Origin of the sequence: Klebsiella sp. TF21-TM, from assembly GCF_019753495.1 — a bacterium.
Lineage (GTDB): Bacteria > Pseudomonadota > Gammaproteobacteria > Enterobacterales > Enterobacteriaceae > Klebsiella > Klebsiella quasipneumoniae.
Window position 1 is genome coordinate 35208 of the sequence record NZ_JAIJYL010000014.1, and the last position, 19589, is coordinate 54796.

The window sequence follows — 19589 nt, forward strand, 5'->3', positions numbered from 1 at the left end:
AACAGAAATAGTCCAATTCCGAATTGCTGTCATCTGAAATCGGTTTCTGCGCCGCATCGCTAGCGCGAAAATGCTAGCTTCGTCTCATTTTTAGCCTATTTTTTGAGCGGTGTCACTCACCCCTTTTCATCCTCCTGGTAAAACGTCCGCCGGGAGGAGTTCACTCGCGCGGCAACAAGGCACACTAGCTAAAAACCGCTCAAGGATCCCGCAATGAAACTCGCTGCGCTTGCCACGTTATTCGTGCCTGGGATGGCCTTTGCCGCCTGGACTACCGCTGACTTCCCTGCTTTTACCGAAGAAGGGACGGGTCGCTTCATCAGCCAGAAAGTGGTTGAGAAGGGTACACGTCCCCTGCAGCTAAATTTTGACCAACAGTGCTGGCAGCCTTCCGGCGGCATTAAGCTCAACCAGATGCTCTCCATGGAACCCTGTCGCGGCACGCCGCCGCAATGGCGCATCTTCCGCCAGGGTCTGTATACCCTGGAAGTGGATACCCGCTCCGGCACGCCGACGATGATGATTTCGCTGGAAGAAAAAGAGGCCAGCGCCGCGGCGCCGCAGATCCGCCAGTGTCCGAAGTGGGATGGAAAACCTCTCACCCTCGACGTCAGTAAAACCTTCCCCGAGGGCAGCAAAGTTCGCGATTTCTACAGCGGCAATGTCGCGACCGTCAGCGGCGGCAAAATCACGCTGCAGCCCGCCTTCGGCAGCAATGGTCTGCTGCTGCTCGAGCGCGCCGAGACGGCCGCGCCGGCGCCGTTCGACTGGCACAACGCCACCGTCTACTTCGTCCTGACCGACCGCTTCGTGAACGGTAATCCGGCCAACGACAATAGCTATGGCCGACACAAAGACGGCATGCAGGAGATCGGCACCTTCCACGGCGGCGACCTGCAGGGATTAACCAGCAAGCTGGATTATCTGCAGCAGATGGGGGTCAATGCCCTGTGGATCAGCTCCCCGCTCGAGCAGATCCACGGCTGGGTCGGCGGCGGGACGAAAGGCGATTTTCCACACTACGCCTACCACGGCTATTACACCCAGGACTGGTCGAAACTGGACGCCAATATGGGGACCGAAGCCGATCTCCGTCGGCTGGTGGATGAAGCGCATAAGCGCGGAATACGTATTCTGTTCGACGTGGTGATGAACCATACCGGTTACGCCACCCTGGCCGACATGCAGGAGTTCCAGTTCGGCTCTCTGTATCTGCAAGGGGATGAGCTGAAAAAAACCCTCGGCGAGCGCTGGACGGACTGGAAGCCCGGCGCGGGCCAGACCTGGCACAGCTTTAACGACTATATCAACTTCAGCGATAAAGCCGGGTGGGAGAAATGGTGGGGCAAGAAGTGGATCCGCACCGATATCGGCGATTACGACAACCCGGGCTATGACGATCTCACCATGTCGCTGGCCTTCCTGCCGGATCTGAAAACCGAATCGAAGGAGGCATCGGGCCTGCCGAACTTCTACAGCCATAAACCGGACACTGCGGCGAAAGCGATCCCGGGCTATACGCCGCGCGACTACCTGACGCACTGGCTGAGCCAGTGGGTGCGCGACTACGGCATCGACGGCTTCCGCGTCGATACCGCTAAACATGTGGAGATGGACGCCTGGCAGCAGTTAAAAACCCAGGCCACCGCCGCGCTGGCGGAGTGGAAGAAAGCTAATCCGGATAAAGCGCTGGATGCGGCGCCGTTCTGGATGACCGGCGAAGCCTGGGGACACGGGGTGATGGAGAGCGATTACTATCGCCACGGTTTTGATGCGATGATCAATTTCGACTACCAGGACCAGGCGGCGAAAGCGGCTAACTGCATGGCCAACATTGACCTCACCTGGCAGCAAATGGCGGACAAGCTGCAGAGCTTTAACGTCCTGAGCTACCTCTCCTCGCACGATACGCGCCTGTTCCGCGAAGGCGGCACCACGGCGGCAGAGCTGTTGCTGCTGGCCCCTGGCGCCGTGCAGATCTTCTATGGTGACGAGTCGTCGCGCCCGTTCGGCCCCACCGGCTCGGACCCGCTGCAGGGCACCCGTTCAGAGATGAACTGGCAGGATGTCAACGGTAAAGCGGCCCGCAGCGTTACCCACTGGCAGAAGATCGGCCAGTTCCGCGCGCGCCATCCGGCGATCGGCATGGGCAAACAGACAACGCTGTCAATGCCGCGGGGTTACGGATTCGTGCGCGAGAGCGGTGAAGACAAAGTGATGGTCATCTGGGCCGGACAACAGCAGTAAAGCAGGAGTGGCTCCCTGCCCGGCGGGGAGCCAGTCAGCACAATACGCTGATAAAATATCGATTCACAGGATAAAAACAAAAACATCCCCCTTCCCTTCGATTTGCACCACGCTGGCGCTGGCGTTATGGTTAGCCACTTTCCAGAACCACCGACAGACGATTCGCGATGACATTTTCCCTTTTCGGCGACAAATTCACCCGTCATTCAGGCATTACCCGCCTGATGGAAGACCTTAATGACGGTCTGCGCACGCCGGGCGCTATTATGCTGGGCGGCGGCAACCCCGCTCAGATCCCGGAGATGAATGACTACTTCCAGCAGCTGCTCTCCGACATGCTGGATAATGGCAAAGCCCTTGATGCGCTTTGTAATTATGATGGTCCGCAGGGCAAAAGCGAGCTGCTGAGCCTGCTGGCGAAGATGCTGCGCGACGAGCTGGGCTGGGAGATCGAACCACAGAATATTGCGCTAACAAACGGCAGTCAGAGCGCATTTTTCTACTTGTTTAATCTGTTCGCAGGCCGTCGGGCAGATGGCACCACCCGTAAGGTGCTGTTCCCGCTGACGCCGGAATATATCGGCTATGCCGATGCCGGCCTGGAAGAGGATCTGTTCGTTGCCACCCGGCCGAATATCGAACTGCTGCCGGAAGGCCAGTTCAAGTACCACGTTGATTTTGAGCATCTGCAGGTGACGGAAGAGACCGGGATGATCTGCGTCTCGCGTCCCACCAACCCGACCGGCAACGTCATCACTGATGAAGAGCTGATCAAACTGGATGCGCTGGCGAATCAGCATGGGGTCCCGCTGGTGATTGATAACGCCTACGGCGTGCCGTTCCCGGGCATTATTTTCAGCGACGCCCGACCGCTGTGGAATCCGAACATCGTGCTGTGTATGAGCCTGTCCAAGCTGGGCCTGCCGGGCAGCCGCTGCGGGATTATCATCGCCAACGAGAAAATCATCACCGCCATCAGCAACATGAACGGCATTATCAGCCTCGCGCCCGGCGGTATCGGGCCGGCAATGATGTGTGAAATGATTAAACGTCAGGATCTGCTGCGCCTGTCAGAGACAGTGATCAAACCCTTCTATTACCAGCGGGTGCAGGAGACCATCGCCATTATTCGCCGCTATCTGCCGGAGGAGCGCTGCCTTATTCACAAACCGGAGGGGGCGATCTTCCTCTGGCTGTGGTTTAAGGATCTGCCGATCTCCACCGAGCTGCTGTATCAGCGGCTGAAAAAGCGCGGCGTGCTGATGGTGCCGGGGGATTTCTTCTTCCCGGGACTCGATAAACCGTGGCCGCATACTCACCAGTGCATGCGCATGAACTATGTGCCGGACCCGCAAAAAATCGAGGCCGGGGTGAAAATTCTCGCCGAAGAGGTTGAATTCGCCTGGCGCGAACAGGAAGCCTAATCCCTGACGCCGCTGACGGGAAACGCCCGTTAGCGGACCCGCTCACGCCAGCGCCAGCCGCTGGCATTTTTGCGCGCATAGCGCCTCCAGCTCCGCGGGAGCCATCACCCGCAGCGCCTGCGTCGGGCAGGCGGCTACGCAGGCCGGCCCCTCGGCGCGGTGGTGACATAAATCGCATTTCAGCGCCTGCGCCTGCTGGTTCACCACCGTGACGGTCATTGCGCCGTACGGGCAGGCCACCATGCAGCTTTTACAGCCGATGCAGCGGCGCTGATCGACCCACCAAACGTCCTCCTCCCGACGAATCGCCCCCTGCGGGCAGACGCTGGCGCAAGGCGCATCCTCGCACTGCCGACAGGCCGTCGCCGTTGATATCTCGCCGCTTTTCACCACCCGGATACGCGGCGTGAAATGGCCTGTCGACAGCATGGAGACATCCTGCGCCTGCTGGTGCGCCACCGCGCAGGCCACTTCACAGGTACGACAGCCAATACACTGCTGGGCATTGGCAATAAGAAACCGGTTCATCCTCTGCTCCCTGGGGATAAAACCGCAGGGTGCCAGAATAATCCCTGCCCGCGCTTTGATCCTGAATGGAATCAGCGCTGTTTTTAGTCAGATGGCATGCAGGATGTGGTCATTTGCCTGACGCTTCACGCACCGGGAAACCCAGCTCACGCGAGATCGCCTCCGCGGTTTCACGCAGCGGCACGTTCTTTTCGCCTGCTCTCCGGCACGAAGCCCGCCGGGGAGCAGGCGTTAACGATTAGAGAAACAATGCCTTATCGCGCAGGATATGATCGTTGCCGCGACGGCGGGTGTAGCCAATCCGATCGAAATACTCGAGGATCTGGATCGCCAGCTTCCGCCCTACGTTTAAGGTATCGCGAAAATCCGCCGCGCAGGTTGAGCCGCGCAGCTGATCCAGCTCGCGCACCCGCTGGGCGAACTGCACAATGCGATCGTTGCGGTAGTAACGATCTTTGACGATCGCGGTAATCATCCCCTGCTGCGCCGCCTGGCGCAGCACCGCGCGCATCAGGGACTCTTCAACATGGACTTCGCGCGCGAGATCGCGCACCCACCAGGGATCATCGCCGAACAGGGTCTCCACCTTCCGCCAGACCGCCTGCTGCTCGTCGGTAAACCCGGCTTTATGCTCGGGCAGATGCAGCCAGCCGTGATGGCTGTGGACTAATCCGCTCTCGCGCATCTGCTCAATCAGCAGCAGCACCAGCGCTTCCTCTTCCATCGGCAGCGCAATGCGGCGCAGGCGCTCCCGGCCAGGGCCCGGCTCGTCGCGATGCTGCTCATGGTAGCGCACCAGGGCATCCAGCAATTTTCGCTGCCAGCGGGCGGCAAGCGGCGCACTAAGCAGGCGCTGTCCGGCCTGCAGATAGTCCGGTCGCTGGATCAAGGCCGCCATTCCGGCTTCACTCAGCTGCCGCGCCCAGGCGAAGCGCTCAAGCCGGACGGCGTCCCGCTGCAGATGCAGCTCCAGGGCCTGCGCATCGTCAGCGCCGACCGCCGCCAGGGCGTGAAGCCACTGCAGATACTCCGGTTTACGCTTGCCGCGGCGCGGGGGATCCAGCGTCACCACCCGTGCGCCGGCCAGCGTCAAGCGAGCGGAGATATCGCGGAGCACCAGCCGGTCGTTATCCGCCAGCCACAGCGGAGTATCCAGCACCAGCTCCGCCAGGCCGCCCTCCAGGAGCGACACCCGGCCGGTGATGTGGCTGGCAGCGTGGTGAATATGCAGCGGCTGCCACTGGCTGAGCGGCGTATGGCACTGCAGTTCGACAATCACCCGCTCTGCAGGCTCCGGCGGCGGTGAGGAGAGCAGCCAGTCGCCGCGGTGCAATGCCTCTTTCTGCGCATCGCCGACAATATTCAGCGCAATGCGCTGCCCGGCGTGCGCCTGCTCAACCGCTTGATTCTGGGCATGCAGGCCGCGGACGCGCATCGGCGTGTTGACGCCGGTGAGCCACAAAGTATCCCCGACCCGAACTTCACCGGAGAGCGCCGTCCCGGTGACCACCAGCCCCGCCCCTTTGACGGTAAAGGCGCGATCCAGCGCCAGGCGAAAACGCCGCTGCTGTGGATGGGGGCGCTCCGCAAGCTGCAGCAGATGGCTGCGCAGTTCGGCAATACCGATGTTATCCACCGCCGCGGTGGGGAAGAAAGCGGCGGCGTCAAAGCCCAGTTCGCGCAGGGTCTGCTCGACCTCCGCCTGAACCTCCGCCACCCTGGCGGCCGCCACGCGGTCCGTCTTGGTGAGCGCTACCGTCAGCGTCGGCTTTCCGGTCAGCTGCAGGATCGCCAGGTGTTCGCGGGTTTGCGCCATCACGCCGTCATCGCAGGCCACCACCAGCAGCGCATGGTCGATCCCTCCCACCCCCGCCAGCATGTTGGACAAAAACTTTTCGTGCCCGGGCACGTCAATAAATCCCAGCACCCGCCCGTCCGGCTGCGGCCAGTAGGCATAGCCGAGATCGATCGTCATTCCCCGCGCTTTCTCTTCCGGCAGACGATCGGCATTTACGCCGGTTATCGCCTGCAGCAGCGTCGTTTTGCCGTGGTCAACATGTCCAGCGGTGGCAATAATCATCGTAACAACATCTCCATAAACCGGGTTTCATCTTCCAGACAGCGCAGGTCCAGCCAGAGCCGACCGTCATAAATGCGGCCAATCACCGGGCACGGCAGCGCGCGCCAGCGGGCCGCCAGCGCCTCCAGCCGGCTGCCGCGGCCGTCATGCGGGGTAAAGGTCAACGCCGCGCCAGGCAGACGGTCGACAGGTAACGAGCCGCTGCCAATCTGCGACTGGCAGGCTGCCACGTTGACGGCAAAATCAGCATAGTGTGCCGCCAGGGCAGGCTGCAGACGTTCGGCCTGCCGGCGGATTTCGTCCGCCGGGCGGGTGAGCAGGCGCAGCGTCGGTAAGGTGTCCCGCAGCGCTTCCGGATGCTGATAGAGGCGCAGCGTGGCTTCCAGCGCCGCGAGGGTCATTTTATCCGCGCGCAGGGCCCGCTTCAGCGGATGGCTTTGCAGGCGGGCAATCAGCGCGCGTTTGCCGACGATAATTCCGGCCTGCGGGCCGCCAAGCAGTTTGTCGCCGGAGAAACTGACCAGGCTCACCCCGGCGGCGATCATCTCCTGCGGCATCGGCTCCTTGGGCAGGCCATACTGACTGAGATCCACCAGCGACCCGCTCCCCAGGTCGGCCACCACCGGGACGTCCAGCTCGCGGCCGATGACCGCCAGCTCCGCTTCGTCGACGGCTTTGGTAAAGCCTTCAATGCTGTAGTTGCTGGTGTGGACCTTCATCAGCAGGGCGGTATTGTCATTCACCGCCTGGCGATAGTCTTTGGCATGGGTGCGGTTGGTGGTGCCCACTTCGTGCAGCTGACAACCCGCCTGGCGCATCACGTCGGGGATGCGGAACGCCCCGCCGATCTCCACCAGCTCGCCGCGGGAGACCACCACCTCCCTGCCGCTGGCGGTAGCCGCCAGCATCAGCAGAACGGCCGCCGCGTTGTTGTTCACGATACAGGCATCTTCCGCGCCGGTGATCTGGCACAGCAGATCGGCAATGGCGCGATCGCGATGGCCGCGCCCGGCGTCGTCGAGATCATATTCGAGCGTCACCGGTGCGCGCATCGCGCTGGCGACCGCCTCCACCGCCGCCTCAGCCTGGATGGCGCGCCCGAGATTGGTGTGCAGCACCGTACCGGTGAGATTAAACACCGGACGCAGGGCGCTCTGCCTTCTGGCGGTCAGCCGCTGCGCGCAGGCGCTCAGCCAGTCATGGCTCCAGTCAGGCAGTGTCTGACACTGGCGGATCTGTTCCCGCGCCTCGTCCAGCATCTGGCGCAGCTGCGTCACCACCTGCGAATGGCCGTGCTGCGTCAGCAGGGAGGAAAAAGCGGGGTCGCGGAGTAAGCGGTCAATGGCCGGAAGCCGGGTATAAAGCGCACGAATTTCGGTAGTCATCAATGGGCCTGGCGGTTAGTTATTTTCCCCCCTCCCGACGGGAGAGGGAGTCAACAATCAGCGGCGATTGTAACGCCTCCTTGCGCAAACTGTTACCTGTCTGGGTCAAGTCCGCGGCGGTTCGGTGCGCGCAAAGCTGGCGCGCTGGAACAGCGCATCCACCAGCTTCACCAGCTGCGGCCGGGTGGCGCACCAGCCCGGCGCCACCCGGCGAAAGTTCAGGTAGGCGATGGCGCAGGCCGTGGCGATGGTCGCCAGATTGACCTCGTCGCCGCGCAGCGTCCCGTCCGCCGCGCAGGCTTCCAGCCTGTCGAGGCCGCGCGCCACTTTCTCCCGCTGGCGGAGCAGCTCTTGCTCTGACTGTTGGGCCGCGGGGCGAGCCTTTTCGCGCACCAGCGCCTGGGCGGCCTCCATCACCCCATCCGCCAGCGCCTCTAGCTGGCGCATCCTGAGAGCGGCTCTGGGATCGGCGGGGATCATCGGCGGCGCCACGCCCAGCAGCTCGAGATACTGGGCGATAACCGGGGAGTCAAACCAGCATTCGCCGTCATCCGTCACCAGCGCCGGCACTTTGCCCAGCGGGTTATAGCGCGCCACGCCGTTGCTTTCGCTGTAGGGGGATTCGTTGACAAACTCAAAAGGGATGCGCTTTTCCAGCAGGATCACCGATATTTTGCGCACAAAGGGACTGGTGTAGCTGCCGATCAGTTTCATAGCCTGCTCCTTATCGCCAACAAAGATATGAGTATGGCTCAGGGCGAGGTAAAAGGCAGGTGAGCCTCCCGCTCAACCTGCCGCCGATCGCATTAATGGTCGAGATAGAGGTAGTGCATCCAGCTGGTCATGCGCAGCAGCACTTTACGCATCACCGAAACGTGAGCGAAATGGTCGGAGTAGACCGCCACCTGAGCGTAGATGCCATCGGGTAGCGCATCAATTTCGGCATTCGGATCGAGCTCGATGGTCGCCAGCACGCCATCGCTGCCCGGCGTCACGGTCAGCGACTGCAACGCCCCCTGCGCCTGATAGGTCCCCCCGGGCACCACCGGTAAAATGCTCACCAGTTTACCGTGGAACACCTGTCCGGGCAGGGCATTAAACACCGCTTCCGCGTCGTCGCCCTTCTCCAGCCTTAACAGCGAATTTTGCCTGAACTGGGCGACGATCAGCCGTTTTTGCTCAGGGATAAACACCATCACCGGCCGCAGCGGCAGCGAGGCGGCGTAGGTCCCCGGACGGATCAACACCTGAGTGATATACCCATCGCTGGGCGCCCGCACGGTGGTCTGATCGAGATTATATTTCGCCTCCGCCAGCTGGGCGCGCAGGCTGGCCACTTGCGACTGTTCGCCGTTGATCATGCTATCCAGCTGGCTCTGGATCTGCGCCTGCTCCGCCACCGACGCCTTGACCAGCGCGTCCTGGGCCAGATAATTCTGCCTGGCGTTATCGATGTCGCTTTCCGAGAACGGATTCACCCGCGCCTGGCTGCCTTTCAGGTAGCGCTGATAGTCCTTGTATAAGCGATCGCGTTCCGCCGACACGCGGGTGGTGTTGGCCTGGGCTTCAGAGAGCTGCGCCTTGAGGGTGTTAATACTGTGCAGCGCTGTCACCAGGTCGGCCTGCAGGCGATCGACCCGCGCCTGGTAGCGCGCCGGGTCAATGGTAAATAACACCTCGCCCTTTTCGACGCGCTGATTCGCTTTGTCGGTGACGCTGCTGACAACCCCGGTCACCTGCGGCGTAATAGGAATAGATATTACCGCCTTTTGCGCCAGAAAGGTGTAAGGGTGGTTATAGTTCATTAATAAAATAAGCGCGCTAACAATAAATACGCCCCCCAGCGCCGCGGTGGGAACCGTCCATTTATTAACCGGTATTTTGAAGATTTTAAATATCGACCAGGCGATGGCCACGTAGGTCAAAATGATCAACAGATCCATAGTTTATTTCTCCGCCGCAGCGGTGGACTGTGGCCGCTGGATGGCCGCCACCTGATGTTCAAGGTCGCTCAGTCGTTGGCGAAGCTGTTGTATATCCGTCTCTTTTTCAGGTTCGTCGGGGTCCGTATTCGCCTTATGCTGCATGCCCCAACCGCGCTCAGGCTGGTACAGCGTGGCCCATATCCATAAAAACGGCCAGATGACGTGGAGCGTAAAAAGACTGACCCATCCGGCGACATGAATAGCATCGGAATGGGGGTGGTTGCGTTTTTTGGCAATCAAATAAGGAATATCGTGAATAATGATAATTCCATAAAAAATGACCAGAAAAACGAAGATCAGAACGCCCAGCGCAAAATAATTGAGAAACATAATTCCCTCGGCTTTACGCTAATAATTTATATGAATTTTAATCACGGCCCACTGATATCCGGACCGCTGATTTGAGCATAATTCACCCCTTTCATTTTTGCCATCCGGCGGAAAAAAGTTATTTAACAAACATGGTTGCTTAGTTACAGCGCCGCCTCGCCCTGGCCGCAAAACCGGGCCGAGATCACAGCGGTAAAAATCCACCGTGAAATTCTTTGTGATCAAAATCACAAACAAACAACAAAAACACGAAACAAAATTGTGACAAATATCACACAAAAACGCAGATTAGCGGCAAAAACGGCGGTCTGTTGTTTTTTTACACAGCTATTATGTGATCGCAATCACTACAAAACCCTCTCAGCCCCCTATATTCATGTGATCTAAATCACACTTAAGGGCGCTGGCTGGACAGCTAAACGATTCAGTGCCAGATTTCGCACTATCAATCAGGGCCCGGCTACCTCTGCCGCCACATTAACAACAAACCTCGGGCTTTTAGCCTGCGCGATACGCAAAACAGAAGAAGGGGTGTTTTATGTCATCCGATATCAAGATCAAAGTGCAAAGCTTTGGTCGTTTTCTCAGCAATATGGTGATGCCGAATATCGGCGCGTTTATCGCGTGGGGTATCATCACCGCGCTTTTCATTCCGACAGGGTGGTTGCCAAACGAAACGCTGGCGAAGCTGGTCGGTCCGATGATCACCTACCTGCTGCCGCTGCTGATCGGTTACACCGGCGGTAAATTAGTCGGCGGCGAACGTGGCGGCGTGGTCGGGGCGATCACCACCATGGGCGTTATCGTCGGCGCGGATATGCCGATGTTCCTCGGCTCCATGATCGCCGGCCCGCTGGGCGGCTACTGCATCAAGAAATTCGATAACTGGGTAGACGGTAAGATCAAATCCGGTTTTGAAATGCTGGTGAATAACTTCTCCGCCGGCATCATCGGGATGATCCTCGCCATTCTCGCCTTCCTCGGCATCGGCCCGGCGGTAGAAGTTCTGTCGAAAATTCTGGCGGCTGGCGTTAACTTCATGGTGGCGCACGACATGCTGCCGCTGGCGTCTATCTTCGTGGAACCGGCAAAAATCCTGTTCCTCAATAACGCCATCAACCACGGTATCTTCTCGCCGCTGGGTATTCAGCAGTCCCACGAGCTGGGTAAATCCATCTTCTTCCTGATTGAAGCTAACCCAGGTCCGGGGATGGGCGTTCTGCTGGCGTACATGTTCTTTGGCCGCGGCAGCGCTAAACAGTCTGCAGGCGGGGCGGCTATCATCCACTTCCTGGGGGGTATCCATGAAATCTACTTCCCGTACGTGCTGATGAACCCACGTCTGATCCTGGCCGTTATCCTCGGCGGGATGACCGGTGTCTTCACCCTGACCATCCTCAACGGCGGTCTGGTCTCTCCGGCTTCCCCGGGCTCTATCCTGGCGGTGCTGGCGATGACGCCGAAAGGGGCCTACTTCGCGAACATCGCAGCCATTATCGCCGCGATGGCGGTCTCCTTCGTCGTCTCTGCGGTTCTGCTCAAGACCAGTAAAGTCAAAGAAGAAGACGATATCGAAGCCGCGACCCGTCGTATGCATGACATGAAAGCGGAATCCAAAGGCGCCAACCCGCTGGCGGCTGGCAATGTCACCAACGACCTGAGCCATGTGCGTAAAATCATCGTCGCCTGCGACGCCGGGATGGGCTCCAGCGCCATGGGCGCCGGGGTACTGCGCAAGAAAGTGCAGGATGCCGGCCTGAGCAACATCTCGGTCACCAACAGCGCCATCAATAATCTGCCGCCGGATGTTGACCTGGTGATCACCCACCGCGACCTGACCGAGCGCGCCATGCGCCAGGTACCGCAGGCGCAGCATATTTCGCTGACCAACTTCCTCGACAGCGGTCTGTACACCAGCCTGACCGAGCGTCTGGTGGCGGCCCAGCGCCACATCGACAACGAAGTTAAAGTCACCGATAGCCTGAAAGACAGCTTTGATGATACTGACAAAAACCTGTTCAAGCTGGGTGCGGATAACATCTTCCTCGGTCGCAAAGCGGCCACCAAAGAAGAAGCCATTCGCTTCGCCGGCGAGCAGCTGGTGAAAGGCGGCTACGTCGAGCCGGAATATGTGCAGGCGATGCTGGACCGCGAAAAACTGACCTCGACCTATCTCGGCGAGTCCATCGCGGTGCCGCACGGCACCATCGAAGCGAAAGACCGCGTGCTGAAAACCGGCGTCGTCTTCTGCCAGTACCCGGAAGGGGTGCGCTTTGGGGAAGATGAAGACGATGTTGCCCGCCTGGTGATCGGCATCGCCGCCCGCAACAACGAGCACATTCAGGTGATTACCAGCCTGACCAATGCGCTGGATGACGAAACGGTGATTGAGCGCCTGGCGAAAACCACCAGCGTCGAAGACGTACTGGCGCTGCTGAATAAATAATCAGCGCTATCCAACCCTCTCCTTTGGGAGAGGGTTGGGGTGAGGGAAAAAGCCTCACCCCAGCCCTCTCAGGTAAAAACATTAATTGAAGGTTAATACTATGAAAGCATTACATTTTGGCGCAGGTAATATCGGACGTGGCTTTATCGGTAAACTGCTGGCCGACGCGGGCATCGACCTGACGTTTGCCGATGTCAATCAGACCGTACTTGATGCCCTGAATGCCCGTCATAGCTACCAGGTTCACGTCGTTGGCGAAAATGAGCAGGTGGATACCGTCTCCGGCGTGAATGCCGTCAGCAGCATTGGCGACGAGGTAGTGGAGTTGATCGCCAGCGTCGACCTGGTGACCACCGCCGTCGGTCCCGTCGTTCTTGAGCGCATCGCCCCGGCCATCGCCAAAGGGCTGGCGAAGCGCAAGGCGCAGGGCACCGAACGCCCGCTGAACATTATCGCCTGCGAAAACATGGTGCGCGGCACCACGCAGTTAAAAGGCCACGTATTTAACGCCCTGGCGGAGGAAGATAAGGCCTGGGTGGAAACCCATATCGGCTTCGTCGACTCCGCCGTTGACCGTATTGTGCCGCCCTCAGCGTCCGCTACCCATGACCCGCTGGAAGTCACCGTGGAAACCTTCAGCGAATGGATCGTCGATAAAACCCAGTTCAAGGGCGAACTGCCGACCATCCCGGGAATGGAATTAACTGATAACCTGATGGCATTTGTCGAACGCAAGCTCTTCACCTTGAACACCGGGCATGCTATAACCGCCTACCTCGGAAAACTGGCGGGCCACCAGACGATTCGCGACGCGATACTCGACGAGAAAATTCGGGCCGTCGTGCAGGGCGCGATGGAGGAGAGCGGCGCGGTGTTGATCAAACGCTACGCCTTTGACCCGCAGAAGCACGCGGCTTATATCCAGAAAATTCTTGGCCGTTTCGAGAACCCGTACCTGAAAGACGATGTCGAGCGCGTAGGCCGTCAGCCGCTGCGCAAACTGAGCGCCGGCGACCGTTTAATTAAGCCGCTGCTGGGTACGCTGGAATACGGCCTGCCGCACCGCAATCTGGTGAAAGGGATTGCGGCGGCGATGCATTTCCGTAGCGAAGACGATCCGCAGGCGCAGGAGCTGGCGACACTGATCGCCGACAAAGGGCCGCAGGCCGCGCTGGCGCAGATTTCCGGCCTTGACGCGGCAAGCGATGTCGTCGCGGAGGCCGTTAACGACTATAACGCGGTAAAATGATGCACAACCTGGCGCGGCCGACGTCGCGCCCATTACGACTCCTGTCAGATATGCAGGCAATGATGGAAGAAACACAAGCATTTGAAAACCGTGTGCTTGAGCGTCTGAATGCTGGCAAAACCGTACGAAGCTTCCTGATCGCCACCGTCGAGCTGTTAACGGAAGCGGTCAATATTCTGGTGCTTCAGGTGTTCCGTAAAGACGACTACGCGGTGAAATACGCCGTCGAGCCCTTGCTGGAGGGCAGCGGGCCGCTCGGCGATCTCTCAGTACGCCTGAAGCTGATTTATGGCCTTGGGGTGATAAGTCGTGCCGAATATGAAGACGCCGAGCTGCTGATGGCCCTGCGCGAAGAGCTTAATCACGACGGCAATGAGTACAGCTTTACCGACGACGAAATTATCGGTCCGTTCGGCGAACTGCACTGCGTCGCCGCCCTGCCGCCAACGCCGCAGTTTGATGACAGCGACGCCGAACTGCTGGCAATGCAGAAACTGCGTTACCAGCAGATGGTGCGTTCAACGATGGTGTTGTCCCTGACTGAGCTGATTTCACGAATCAGCTTAAAAAAAGCCTTCCAGAAATCAACGCTCTGATTCCGGCGCCGTCTGGTCGCAGGTCGGCCGGTAAAGCTGACGATAATATTCCAGACGCTGCAGAAACAACGCTTCCTTATCCTGAGGGATATCTCGCGGTACATGCTGCAGCCGCGGAGACTTTTTCAAATACTCCATAAACGCCTGACTGGAAGCCATAAAATCAACCGCTTTGTCGATTAAACGTGGTACGCCGTCGCCGATCTTTGCCATCACGTCCTCCTTTTGGGAATAATCTGATTAAGCATTAGCCAATTCACCGGCGTGGGTTAAGGAAAACGTGCTTATCTGCCGACAGGCTTCACAGAAATGAAATTAGCGCGGGTATCGGAAGGAATAATTATAAAATTCAAATTATTAGCAGATTAAGGTATTGTATTCTGACGGCGATAAACGGCGAATTTTTGATAAATAGCTATCAACAATAGCGGTCACGGCACATACTATAGGCGAATGAAGCCCCTTTATTAACAGATCAAATCACCATGAAAGAAGTCGAAAAGAATGAAATCAAACGTCTGAGCGATCGTCTCGACGCCATCCGCCACCAGCAGGCCGAGCTGTCGCTGGTGGAAGCTGCCGATAAATACGCGGAGCTGGAGAAAGAAAAAGCCACTCTGGAAACGGAGATTGAACGTCTGCGTTCCGTCCAGAGCCAGAAGCTGAGCAAAGAGGCGCAGAAGCTGATGAGCCTGCCGTTCCGCCGCGCGATTACCAAAAAAGAGCAGGCCGATATGGGCAAGCTGAAGAAAAGCGTCCGCGGCCTGGTGGTCGTCCATCCGATGACCGCCCTGGGCCGGGAAATGGGCCTGAAAGAGATGACCGGTTTCGCCCGCAGCGAATTCTGATCCCCAGCCCTCTCCGTTCGGAGAGGGCTATTCTGTCCTACCCCCCCCCTTTTTCGTTCCCTGTCCGGCCGATTGGTCCAACCAATAATTTTATCTACCCCCGACAGTTCACAAATCCATCAAAATACATCACAAACCCGTTGCCTAAGAGTAACATCTGGTTAACCATTCGTTGTCATCAACCCTGCTATCCCTAATTGGCCGGGCCAATTTTACCTACGACGGGTCGGCAAAGAGCGCAGACTCAGCCCACCCGTCCTGGCGGCCCGATGGAGACCCTGCATGAATCTCTGGCAACAAAACTACGATCCCGCCGGTAATATCTGGTTATCCAGTCTTATCGCATCGCTACCGATTCTGTTTTTCTTTTTTGCGCTGATAAAGCTCAAACTGAAAGGCTATCTCGCCGCTACCTGGACCGTTGCGATCGCCCTGGCCGTCGCATTGCTGTTCTATAAAATGCCGGTGGATCGCGCCCTGGCCTCGGTGGTGTATGGCTTCTTCTACGGGCTGTGGCCCATCGCCTGGATTATTATTGCCGCAGTCTTCGTCTATAAAATCTCGGTGAAGACCGGACAGTTCGACATTATCCGCTCGTCGATCCTGTCGATTACGCCTGACCAGCGCCTGCAGATGCTGATCGTCGGCTTCTCGTTCGGCGCCTTTCTCGAAGGGGCGGCGGGATTTGGCGCGCCGGTGGCGATTACCGCGGCGCTGCTGGTCGGCCTCGGGTTTAACCCGCTGTATGCCGCAGGCCTGTGCCTGATCGTCAACACCGCGCCGGTGGCCTTCGGCGCGATGGGCATCCCGATCCTGGTGGCCGGTCAGGTGACCGGTATCGACAGCTTCGCCATCGGCCAGATGGTGGGCCGCCAGCTGCCGTTCCTGACCATTATCGTGCTGTTCTGGATCATGGCGATTATGGACGGCTGGCGGGGTATCAAAGAGACCTGGCCGGCGGTGATGGTCGCAGGCGGCTCGTTCGCTATCGCCCAGTACCTCAGCTCTAACTTCCTTGGCCCGGAGCTGCCGGACATCATCTCATCGCTGGTCTCCCTGGTCTGCCTGACCCTGTTCCTCAAACGCTGGCAGCCGGCACGCATCTTCCGCTTTGGCGATATCGGCGCCTCGCAGGTGGATATGACGCTGGCCCGCACGCGCTACACCGCGGGACAAGTGATCCGCGCCTGGTCGCCGTTCCTGTTCCTGACCGCCACCGTGACCCTGTGGAGCGTGCCGCCGTTCAAAGCGCTGTTCGCACCGGGCGGCGCGATGTATGACTTCGTCATCAATATTTCGGTGCCGTTCCTCGACAAAATGGTCGCCCGCATGCCGCCGGTGGTCAGCGCCGCGACGCCTTACGCCGCCATCTATAAGTTTGACTGGCTGTCGGCAACCGGCACCGCCATTCTGTTCGCCGCCCTGCTGTCCATCGTCTGGCTGCGCATGAAGCCGAAAGACGCGCTGACCACCTTCGCCGGAACGCTGAAGGACCTGGCGCTGCCGATCTACTCTATCGGCATGGTGCTGGCGTTCGCCTTTATCTCCAACTACTCCGGGCTGTCGTCGACCCTGGCCCTGGCGCTGGCCCATACCGGCCATGCGTTTACCTTCTTCTCGCCGTTCCTGGGCTGGCTGGGGGTATTCCTGACAGGTTCGGACACCTCGTCTAACGCCCTGTTCGCCGCGCTGCAGGCAACGGCGGCGCAGCAGATTGGCGTCTCCGATATCCTGCTGGTCGCGGCCAATACCACCGGCGGCGTCACCGGCAAGATGATTTCCCCGCAGTCGATCGCCATCGCCTGCGCCGCGGTAGGCCTGGTGGGTAAAGAGTCGGATCTGTTCCGCTTTACCGTCAAACACAGCCTGATCTTCACCTGCATGGTGGGTCTGATCACTACGCTGCAGGCCTACGTTTTAACCTGGATGATACCGTGATAGTGATGCCTAAACGCCTGGCCGACGACGTGGCGCGTCGCGTCCGGGCGCTGATTGAAGAACAACAGCTGGAGGCGGGCATGCGACTGCCCGCCGAGCGCCAGCTCGCCGCTCAGCTCGGCGTCTCGCGCAATTCCCTGCGCGAAGCGCTGGCGATGCTGGTCAATGAAGGGGTGCTGCTGAGCCGTCGCGGCGGCGGCACTTTCGTCCGCTTTCAGCATGAGCCGTGGTCGGAGCAAAACATCGTCCAGCCGCTGAAGACGCTGCTGGCCGATGACCCTGACTACAGCTTCGACATCCTCGAGGCCCGCCACGCCATCGAGGCCAGCACCGCGTGGCACGCGGCGATGCGGGCCACCGACGCCGATAAAGAAAAAATTCGCCTGTGCTTTGAAGCGACCCAGAGCGAAGACCCGGATATCGCCTCGCAGGCGGACGTCCGCTTTCATCTGGCCATCGCCGAAGCCTCGCATAACGTGGTGCTCCTGCAAACCATGCGCGGCTTTTTCGACCTGCTGCACTCCTCCGTCAAGCAGAGCCGTCAGCGGATGTATCTGGTGCCGCCGGTTTTTGCCCGCCTGACCGAACAGCACCAGGCCGTCATGGAGGCGATTGTCGCCGGCGACGCCGAGGCGGCGCGCCAGGCGATGATGGCCCACTTAGGTTTTGTCCACGCCACCATTAAACGTTTTGATGAAGACCAGGCCCGCCAGGCGCGAATTACCCGCCTGCCCGGCGATGCTATTGATAATTCCAGGGAGAATTCGTGATGATTATTTCCGCCGCCAGCGACTATCGCGCCGCCGCCCAGCGTATCCTGCCGCCGTTCCTGTTCCACTATATCGACGGCGGGGCTTACGCCGAACATACCCTGCGCCGCAACGTCGAGGACCTTTCCGACGTGGCGCTGCGCCAGCGTATTCTGCGCAATATGTCGGATCTGAGCCTCGAGACCACCCTCTTCAACGAGAAGCTGGCGATGCCGACGGCGCTGGCGCCGGTGGGGCTGTGCGGAATGTACGCCCGCCGCGGCGAAGTGCAGGCCGCCGGCGCAGCGGATGACAAAGGCATTCCGTTTACCCTCTCCACCGTTTCCGTCTGTCCGATCGAAGAGGTCGCCCCGACCATCAAGCGGCCGATGTGGTTCCAGCTGTATGTTCTGCGCGACCGCGGCTTTATGCGTAATGCGCTGGAGCGCGCGAAGGCGGCGGGTTGTTCAACGCTGGTCTTTACCGTCGATATGCCGACTCCCGGCGCCCGCTACCGCGACGCCCATTCCGGCATGAGCGGCCCGAACGCCGCCCTGCGCCGCTACTGGCAGGCGGTCACCCATCCGCAGTGGGCATGGGACGTTGGCCTCAACGGCCGTCCGCACGATCTGGGGAATATCTCCGCCTATCTCGGCCAGCCGACCGGCCTGGAGGATTACATCGGCTGGCTGGCGAATAACTTCGATCCGTCGATTTCATGGAAAGACCTCGAGTGGATCCGTGATTTCTGGGACGGACCGATGGTGATCAAAGGGATCCTCGACCCGGAGGACGCCCGCGACGCGGTGCGCTTCGGCGCCGACGGCATTGTGGTCTCCAACCACGGCGGCCGCCAGCTTGACGGCGTGCTCTCCTCCGCCCGCGCCCTGCCGGCGATTGCCGACGCAGTGAAAGGCGACATTACCATTCTCGCCGACAGCGGCATCCGCAACGGTCTCGACGTCGTGCGAATGATCGCCCTGGGCGCCGACAGCGTACTGCTGGGCCGCGCTTACCTGTACGCCCTGGCGACCCATGGCAAGCAGGGGGTGGCGAATCTGCTGAATCTGATCGAGAAAGAGATGAAGGTGGCGATGACCCTGACCGGCGCAAAAACCATCGCGGACATTAGCCGTGATTCGCTGGTGCAGAACACGGAGGCGCTGCAGACCTTCGATGCGCTGAAGCAGCATAACGCGGCATAAGCTGCGCCGTTTTGCTCTCCCCCGGCCCTCACCCTCAGGGAGAGGGCCGGGGTGAGGGTTGACCAAATATCTGCTATTCTGCCCCCCGCAATTAAGGGGGCAGTATGCTGAACATCGTGTTATTCGAACCAGAGATCCCGCCGAACACCGGGAATATTATCCGCCTGTGCGCCAACACGGGCTTCAGTCTGCATATCATTGAGCCCATGGGCTTCACCTGGGACGATAAGCGCCTGAGACGCGCCGGACTGGACTATCACGAGTTCACCGCCGTGCAGCGCCACGCCGATTACGCGGCGTTTATCGCCAGCGCGCAGCCGCAGCGTCTGTTCGCCCTGACCACCAAAGGTACGCCGGCGCACAGCGCGGTGAGCTATCAGGATGGCGATTTCTTGATGTTTGGTCCGGAAACCCGCGGTCTGCCGGCCAGCATCCTTGATGCCCTGCCGCCGGAGCAGAAAATTCGGATTCCGATGATGCCGGACAGCCGCAGCATGAACCTGTCAAACGCGGTGTCGGTGGTGGTGTACGAGGCCTGGCGGCAGCTGGGGTATCCAGGCGCCGTGCTGCGCAGCTAAC

General features: G+C 59.6%; 17 protein-coding genes and 1 pseudogene. 10 read left to right on the forward strand and 8 right to left on the reverse strand.

Features of this window, described 5'->3' with window-relative positions; genetic code table 11:
* Positions 1-213 precede the first annotated feature (213 nt).
* Positions 214-2247, forward strand: coding sequence for an alpha-amylase (locus K5R89_RS14805; protein WP_044525030.1), 2034 nt, complete (start codon positions 214-216; stop codon positions 2245-2247).
* 167 nt (positions 2248-2414) lie between these two features.
* Positions 2415-3671, forward strand: coding sequence for a valine--pyruvate transaminase (gene avtA / locus K5R89_RS14810; RefSeq protein ID WP_023291339.1), 1257 nt, complete (start codon positions 2415-2417; stop codon positions 3669-3671).
* A gap of 42 nt (positions 3672-3713) precedes the next feature.
* On the opposite strand, the gene K5R89_RS14815 is transcribed toward avtA, so the two are convergent.
* From K5R89_RS14815 to K5R89_RS14840, 7 genes and pseudogenes are all read right to left on the reverse strand, one after another.
* Positions 3714-4199 carry a 4Fe-4S dicluster domain-containing protein gene (locus K5R89_RS14815; RefSeq protein ID WP_217259438.1) on the reverse strand — a complete coding sequence of 162 codons (486 nt, stop codon included), beginning with the start codon at positions 4197-4199 and terminating at the stop codon, positions 3714-3716.
* A 109-nt stretch (positions 4200-4308) separates the two neighbouring features.
* A pseudogene (locus tag K5R89_RS27445) lies at positions 4309-4404 on the reverse strand (IclR family transcriptional regulator); the annotation flags it as partial.
* Between the two features lie 33 nt (positions 4405-4437).
* On the reverse strand, positions 4438-6279 hold the full coding sequence (gene selB / locus K5R89_RS14820; protein ID WP_087827805.1) for a selenocysteine-specific translation elongation factor: 1842 nt from the start codon (positions 6277-6279) through the stop codon (positions 4438-4440).
* On the reverse strand, positions 6276-7664 hold the full coding sequence (gene selA, locus K5R89_RS14825; protein WP_023291342.1) for an L-seryl-tRNA(Sec) selenium transferase: 1389 nt from the start codon (positions 7662-7664) through the stop codon (positions 6276-6278). The genes selB and selA overlap by 4 nt, the downstream gene beginning before the upstream one ends.
* A gap of 105 nt (positions 7665-7769) precedes the next feature.
* Positions 7770-8378 carry a glutathione S-transferase gene (locus K5R89_RS14830; protein WP_044525035.1) on the reverse strand — a complete coding sequence of 203 codons (609 nt, stop codon included), beginning with the start codon at positions 8376-8378 and terminating at the stop codon, positions 7770-7772.
* A gap of 92 nt (positions 8379-8470) precedes the next feature.
* The gene (locus K5R89_RS14835) at positions 8471-9607 is read right to left on the reverse strand and encodes an HlyD family secretion protein (RefSeq protein WP_023291343.1); all 1137 of its coding nucleotides are present in this window, start codon (positions 9605-9607) and stop codon (positions 8471-8473) included.
* Between the two features lie 3 nt (positions 9608-9610).
* Positions 9611-9979 carry a DUF3302 domain-containing protein gene (locus K5R89_RS14840; protein ID WP_032454354.1) on the reverse strand — a complete coding sequence of 123 codons (369 nt, stop codon included), beginning with the start codon at positions 9977-9979 and terminating at the stop codon, positions 9611-9613.
* Between the two features lie 538 nt (positions 9980-10517).
* Here K5R89_RS14840 and mtlA point away from each other — a divergent pair.
* The 3 genes from mtlA (at position 10518) to mtlR (ending at position 14270) form a co-directional block, all read left to right on the forward strand.
* Positions 10518-12425: a PTS mannitol transporter subunit IICBA gene (gene mtlA / locus K5R89_RS14845; protein ID WP_217259437.1), complete on the forward strand. Its 1908-nt coding sequence runs from the start codon at positions 10518-10520 to the stop codon at positions 12423-12425.
* 100 nt (positions 12426-12525) lie between these two features.
* The gene (gene mtlD, locus K5R89_RS14850) at positions 12526-13674 is read left to right on the forward strand and encodes a mannitol-1-phosphate 5-dehydrogenase (protein ID WP_023291346.1); all 1149 of its coding nucleotides are present in this window, start codon (positions 12526-12528) and stop codon (positions 13672-13674) included.
* A complete protein-coding gene (gene mtlR, locus K5R89_RS14855) occupies positions 13674-14270 on the forward strand; it encodes a mannitol operon repressor MtlR (RefSeq protein ID WP_002922401.1) in 597 nt (198 codons plus the stop codon). Before mtlD ends, mtlR begins: the two co-directional genes overlap by 1 nt.
* Here mtlR and K5R89_RS14860 read toward each other — a convergent pair.
* Positions 14259-14483, reverse strand: a complete 225-nt coding sequence (locus tag K5R89_RS14860; RefSeq protein WP_044525039.1) for a hypothetical protein — start codon at positions 14481-14483, stop codon at positions 14259-14261. The two genes, mtlR and K5R89_RS14860, sit on opposite strands and share 12 nt — an antisense overlap.
* Positions 14484-14755: 272 nt before the next feature.
* Between K5R89_RS14860 and K5R89_RS14865 the strand changes: the two genes are divergently transcribed.
* The 5 genes from K5R89_RS14865 to trmL all read left to right on the forward strand — a co-directional run bounded on the left by K5R89_RS14865 (position 14756) and on the right by trmL (position 19588).
* Positions 14756-15118: a YibL family ribosome-associated protein gene (locus K5R89_RS14865; RefSeq protein WP_002922410.1), complete on the forward strand. Its 363-nt coding sequence runs from the start codon at positions 14756-14758 to the stop codon at positions 15116-15118.
* 282 nt (positions 15119-15400) lie between these two features.
* Positions 15401-17056, forward strand: a complete 1656-nt coding sequence (gene lldP, locus K5R89_RS14870) for an L-lactate permease (RefSeq protein ID WP_023291347.1) — start codon at positions 15401-15403, stop codon at positions 17054-17056.
* Complete coding sequence (gene lldR, locus K5R89_RS14875) at positions 17053-17826, forward strand: transcriptional regulator LldR (RefSeq protein ID WP_004205041.1); 774 nt, start codon at positions 17053-17055, stop codon at positions 17824-17826. The genes lldP and lldR overlap by 4 nt, the downstream gene beginning before the upstream one ends.
* The gene (gene lldD, locus K5R89_RS14880) at positions 17826-19010 is read left to right on the forward strand and encodes an FMN-dependent L-lactate dehydrogenase LldD (RefSeq protein ID WP_032454357.1); all 1185 of its coding nucleotides are present in this window, start codon (positions 17826-17828) and stop codon (positions 19008-19010) included. Before lldR ends, lldD begins: the two co-directional genes overlap by 1 nt.
* 104 nt (positions 19011-19114) lie before the next feature.
* Positions 19115-19588 carry a tRNA (uridine(34)/cytosine(34)/5-carboxymethylaminomethyluridine(34)-2'-O)-methyltransferase TrmL gene (trmL, locus tag K5R89_RS14885; protein WP_023291348.1) on the forward strand — a complete coding sequence of 158 codons (474 nt, stop codon included), beginning with the start codon at positions 19115-19117 and terminating at the stop codon, positions 19586-19588.
* Position 19589 lies beyond the last annotated feature (1 nt).

Excerpts from the sequence above, each read along its gene's own strand:
- K5R89_RS14805 (WP_044525030.1), top strand. The coding sequence starts at position 214 with ATGAAACTCGCTGCGCTTGCCACGTTATTCGTGCCTGGGATGGCCTTT.
- avtA (WP_023291339.1), top strand. The coding sequence starts at position 2,415 with ATGACATTTTCCCTTTTCGGCGACAAATTCACCCGTCATTCAGGCATT.
- K5R89_RS14815 (WP_217259438.1), bottom strand. The coding sequence starts at position 4,199 with ATGAACCGGTTTCTTATTGCCAATGCCCAGCAGTGTATTGGCTGTCGT.
- selB (WP_087827805.1), bottom strand. The coding sequence starts at position 6,279 with ATGATTATTGCCACCGCTGGACATGTTGACCACGGCAAAACGACGCTG.
- selA (WP_023291342.1), bottom strand. The coding sequence starts at position 7,664 with ATGACTACCGAAATTCGTGCGCTTTATACCCGGCTTCCGGCCATTGAC.
- K5R89_RS14830 (WP_044525035.1), bottom strand. The coding sequence starts at position 8,378 with ATGAAACTGATCGGCAGCTACACCAGTCCCTTTGTGCGCAAAATATCG.
- K5R89_RS14835 (WP_023291343.1), bottom strand. The coding sequence starts at position 9,607 with ATGGATCTGTTGATCATTTTGACCTACGTGGCCATCGCCTGGTCGATA.
- K5R89_RS14840 (WP_032454354.1), bottom strand. The coding sequence starts at position 9,979 with ATGTTTCTCAATTATTTTGCGCTGGGCGTTCTGATCTTCGTTTTTCTG.
- mtlA (WP_217259437.1), top strand. The coding sequence starts at position 10,518 with ATGTCATCCGATATCAAGATCAAAGTGCAAAGCTTTGGTCGTTTTCTC.
- mtlD (WP_023291346.1), top strand. The coding sequence starts at position 12,526 with ATGAAAGCATTACATTTTGGCGCAGGTAATATCGGACGTGGCTTTATC.
- mtlR (WP_002922401.1), top strand. The coding sequence starts at position 13,674 with ATGCACAACCTGGCGCGGCCGACGTCGCGCCCATTACGACTCCTGTCA.
- K5R89_RS14860 (WP_044525039.1), bottom strand. The coding sequence starts at position 14,483 with ATGGCAAAGATCGGCGACGGCGTACCACGTTTAATCGACAAAGCGGTT.
- K5R89_RS14865 (WP_002922410.1), top strand. The coding sequence starts at position 14,756 with ATGAAAGAAGTCGAAAAGAATGAAATCAAACGTCTGAGCGATCGTCTC.
- lldP (WP_023291347.1), top strand. The coding sequence starts at position 15,401 with ATGAATCTCTGGCAACAAAACTACGATCCCGCCGGTAATATCTGGTTA.
- lldD (WP_032454357.1), top strand. The coding sequence starts at position 17,826 with ATGATTATTTCCGCCGCCAGCGACTATCGCGCCGCCGCCCAGCGTATC.
- trmL (WP_023291348.1), top strand. The coding sequence starts at position 19,115 with ATGCTGAACATCGTGTTATTCGAACCAGAGATCCCGCCGAACACCGGG.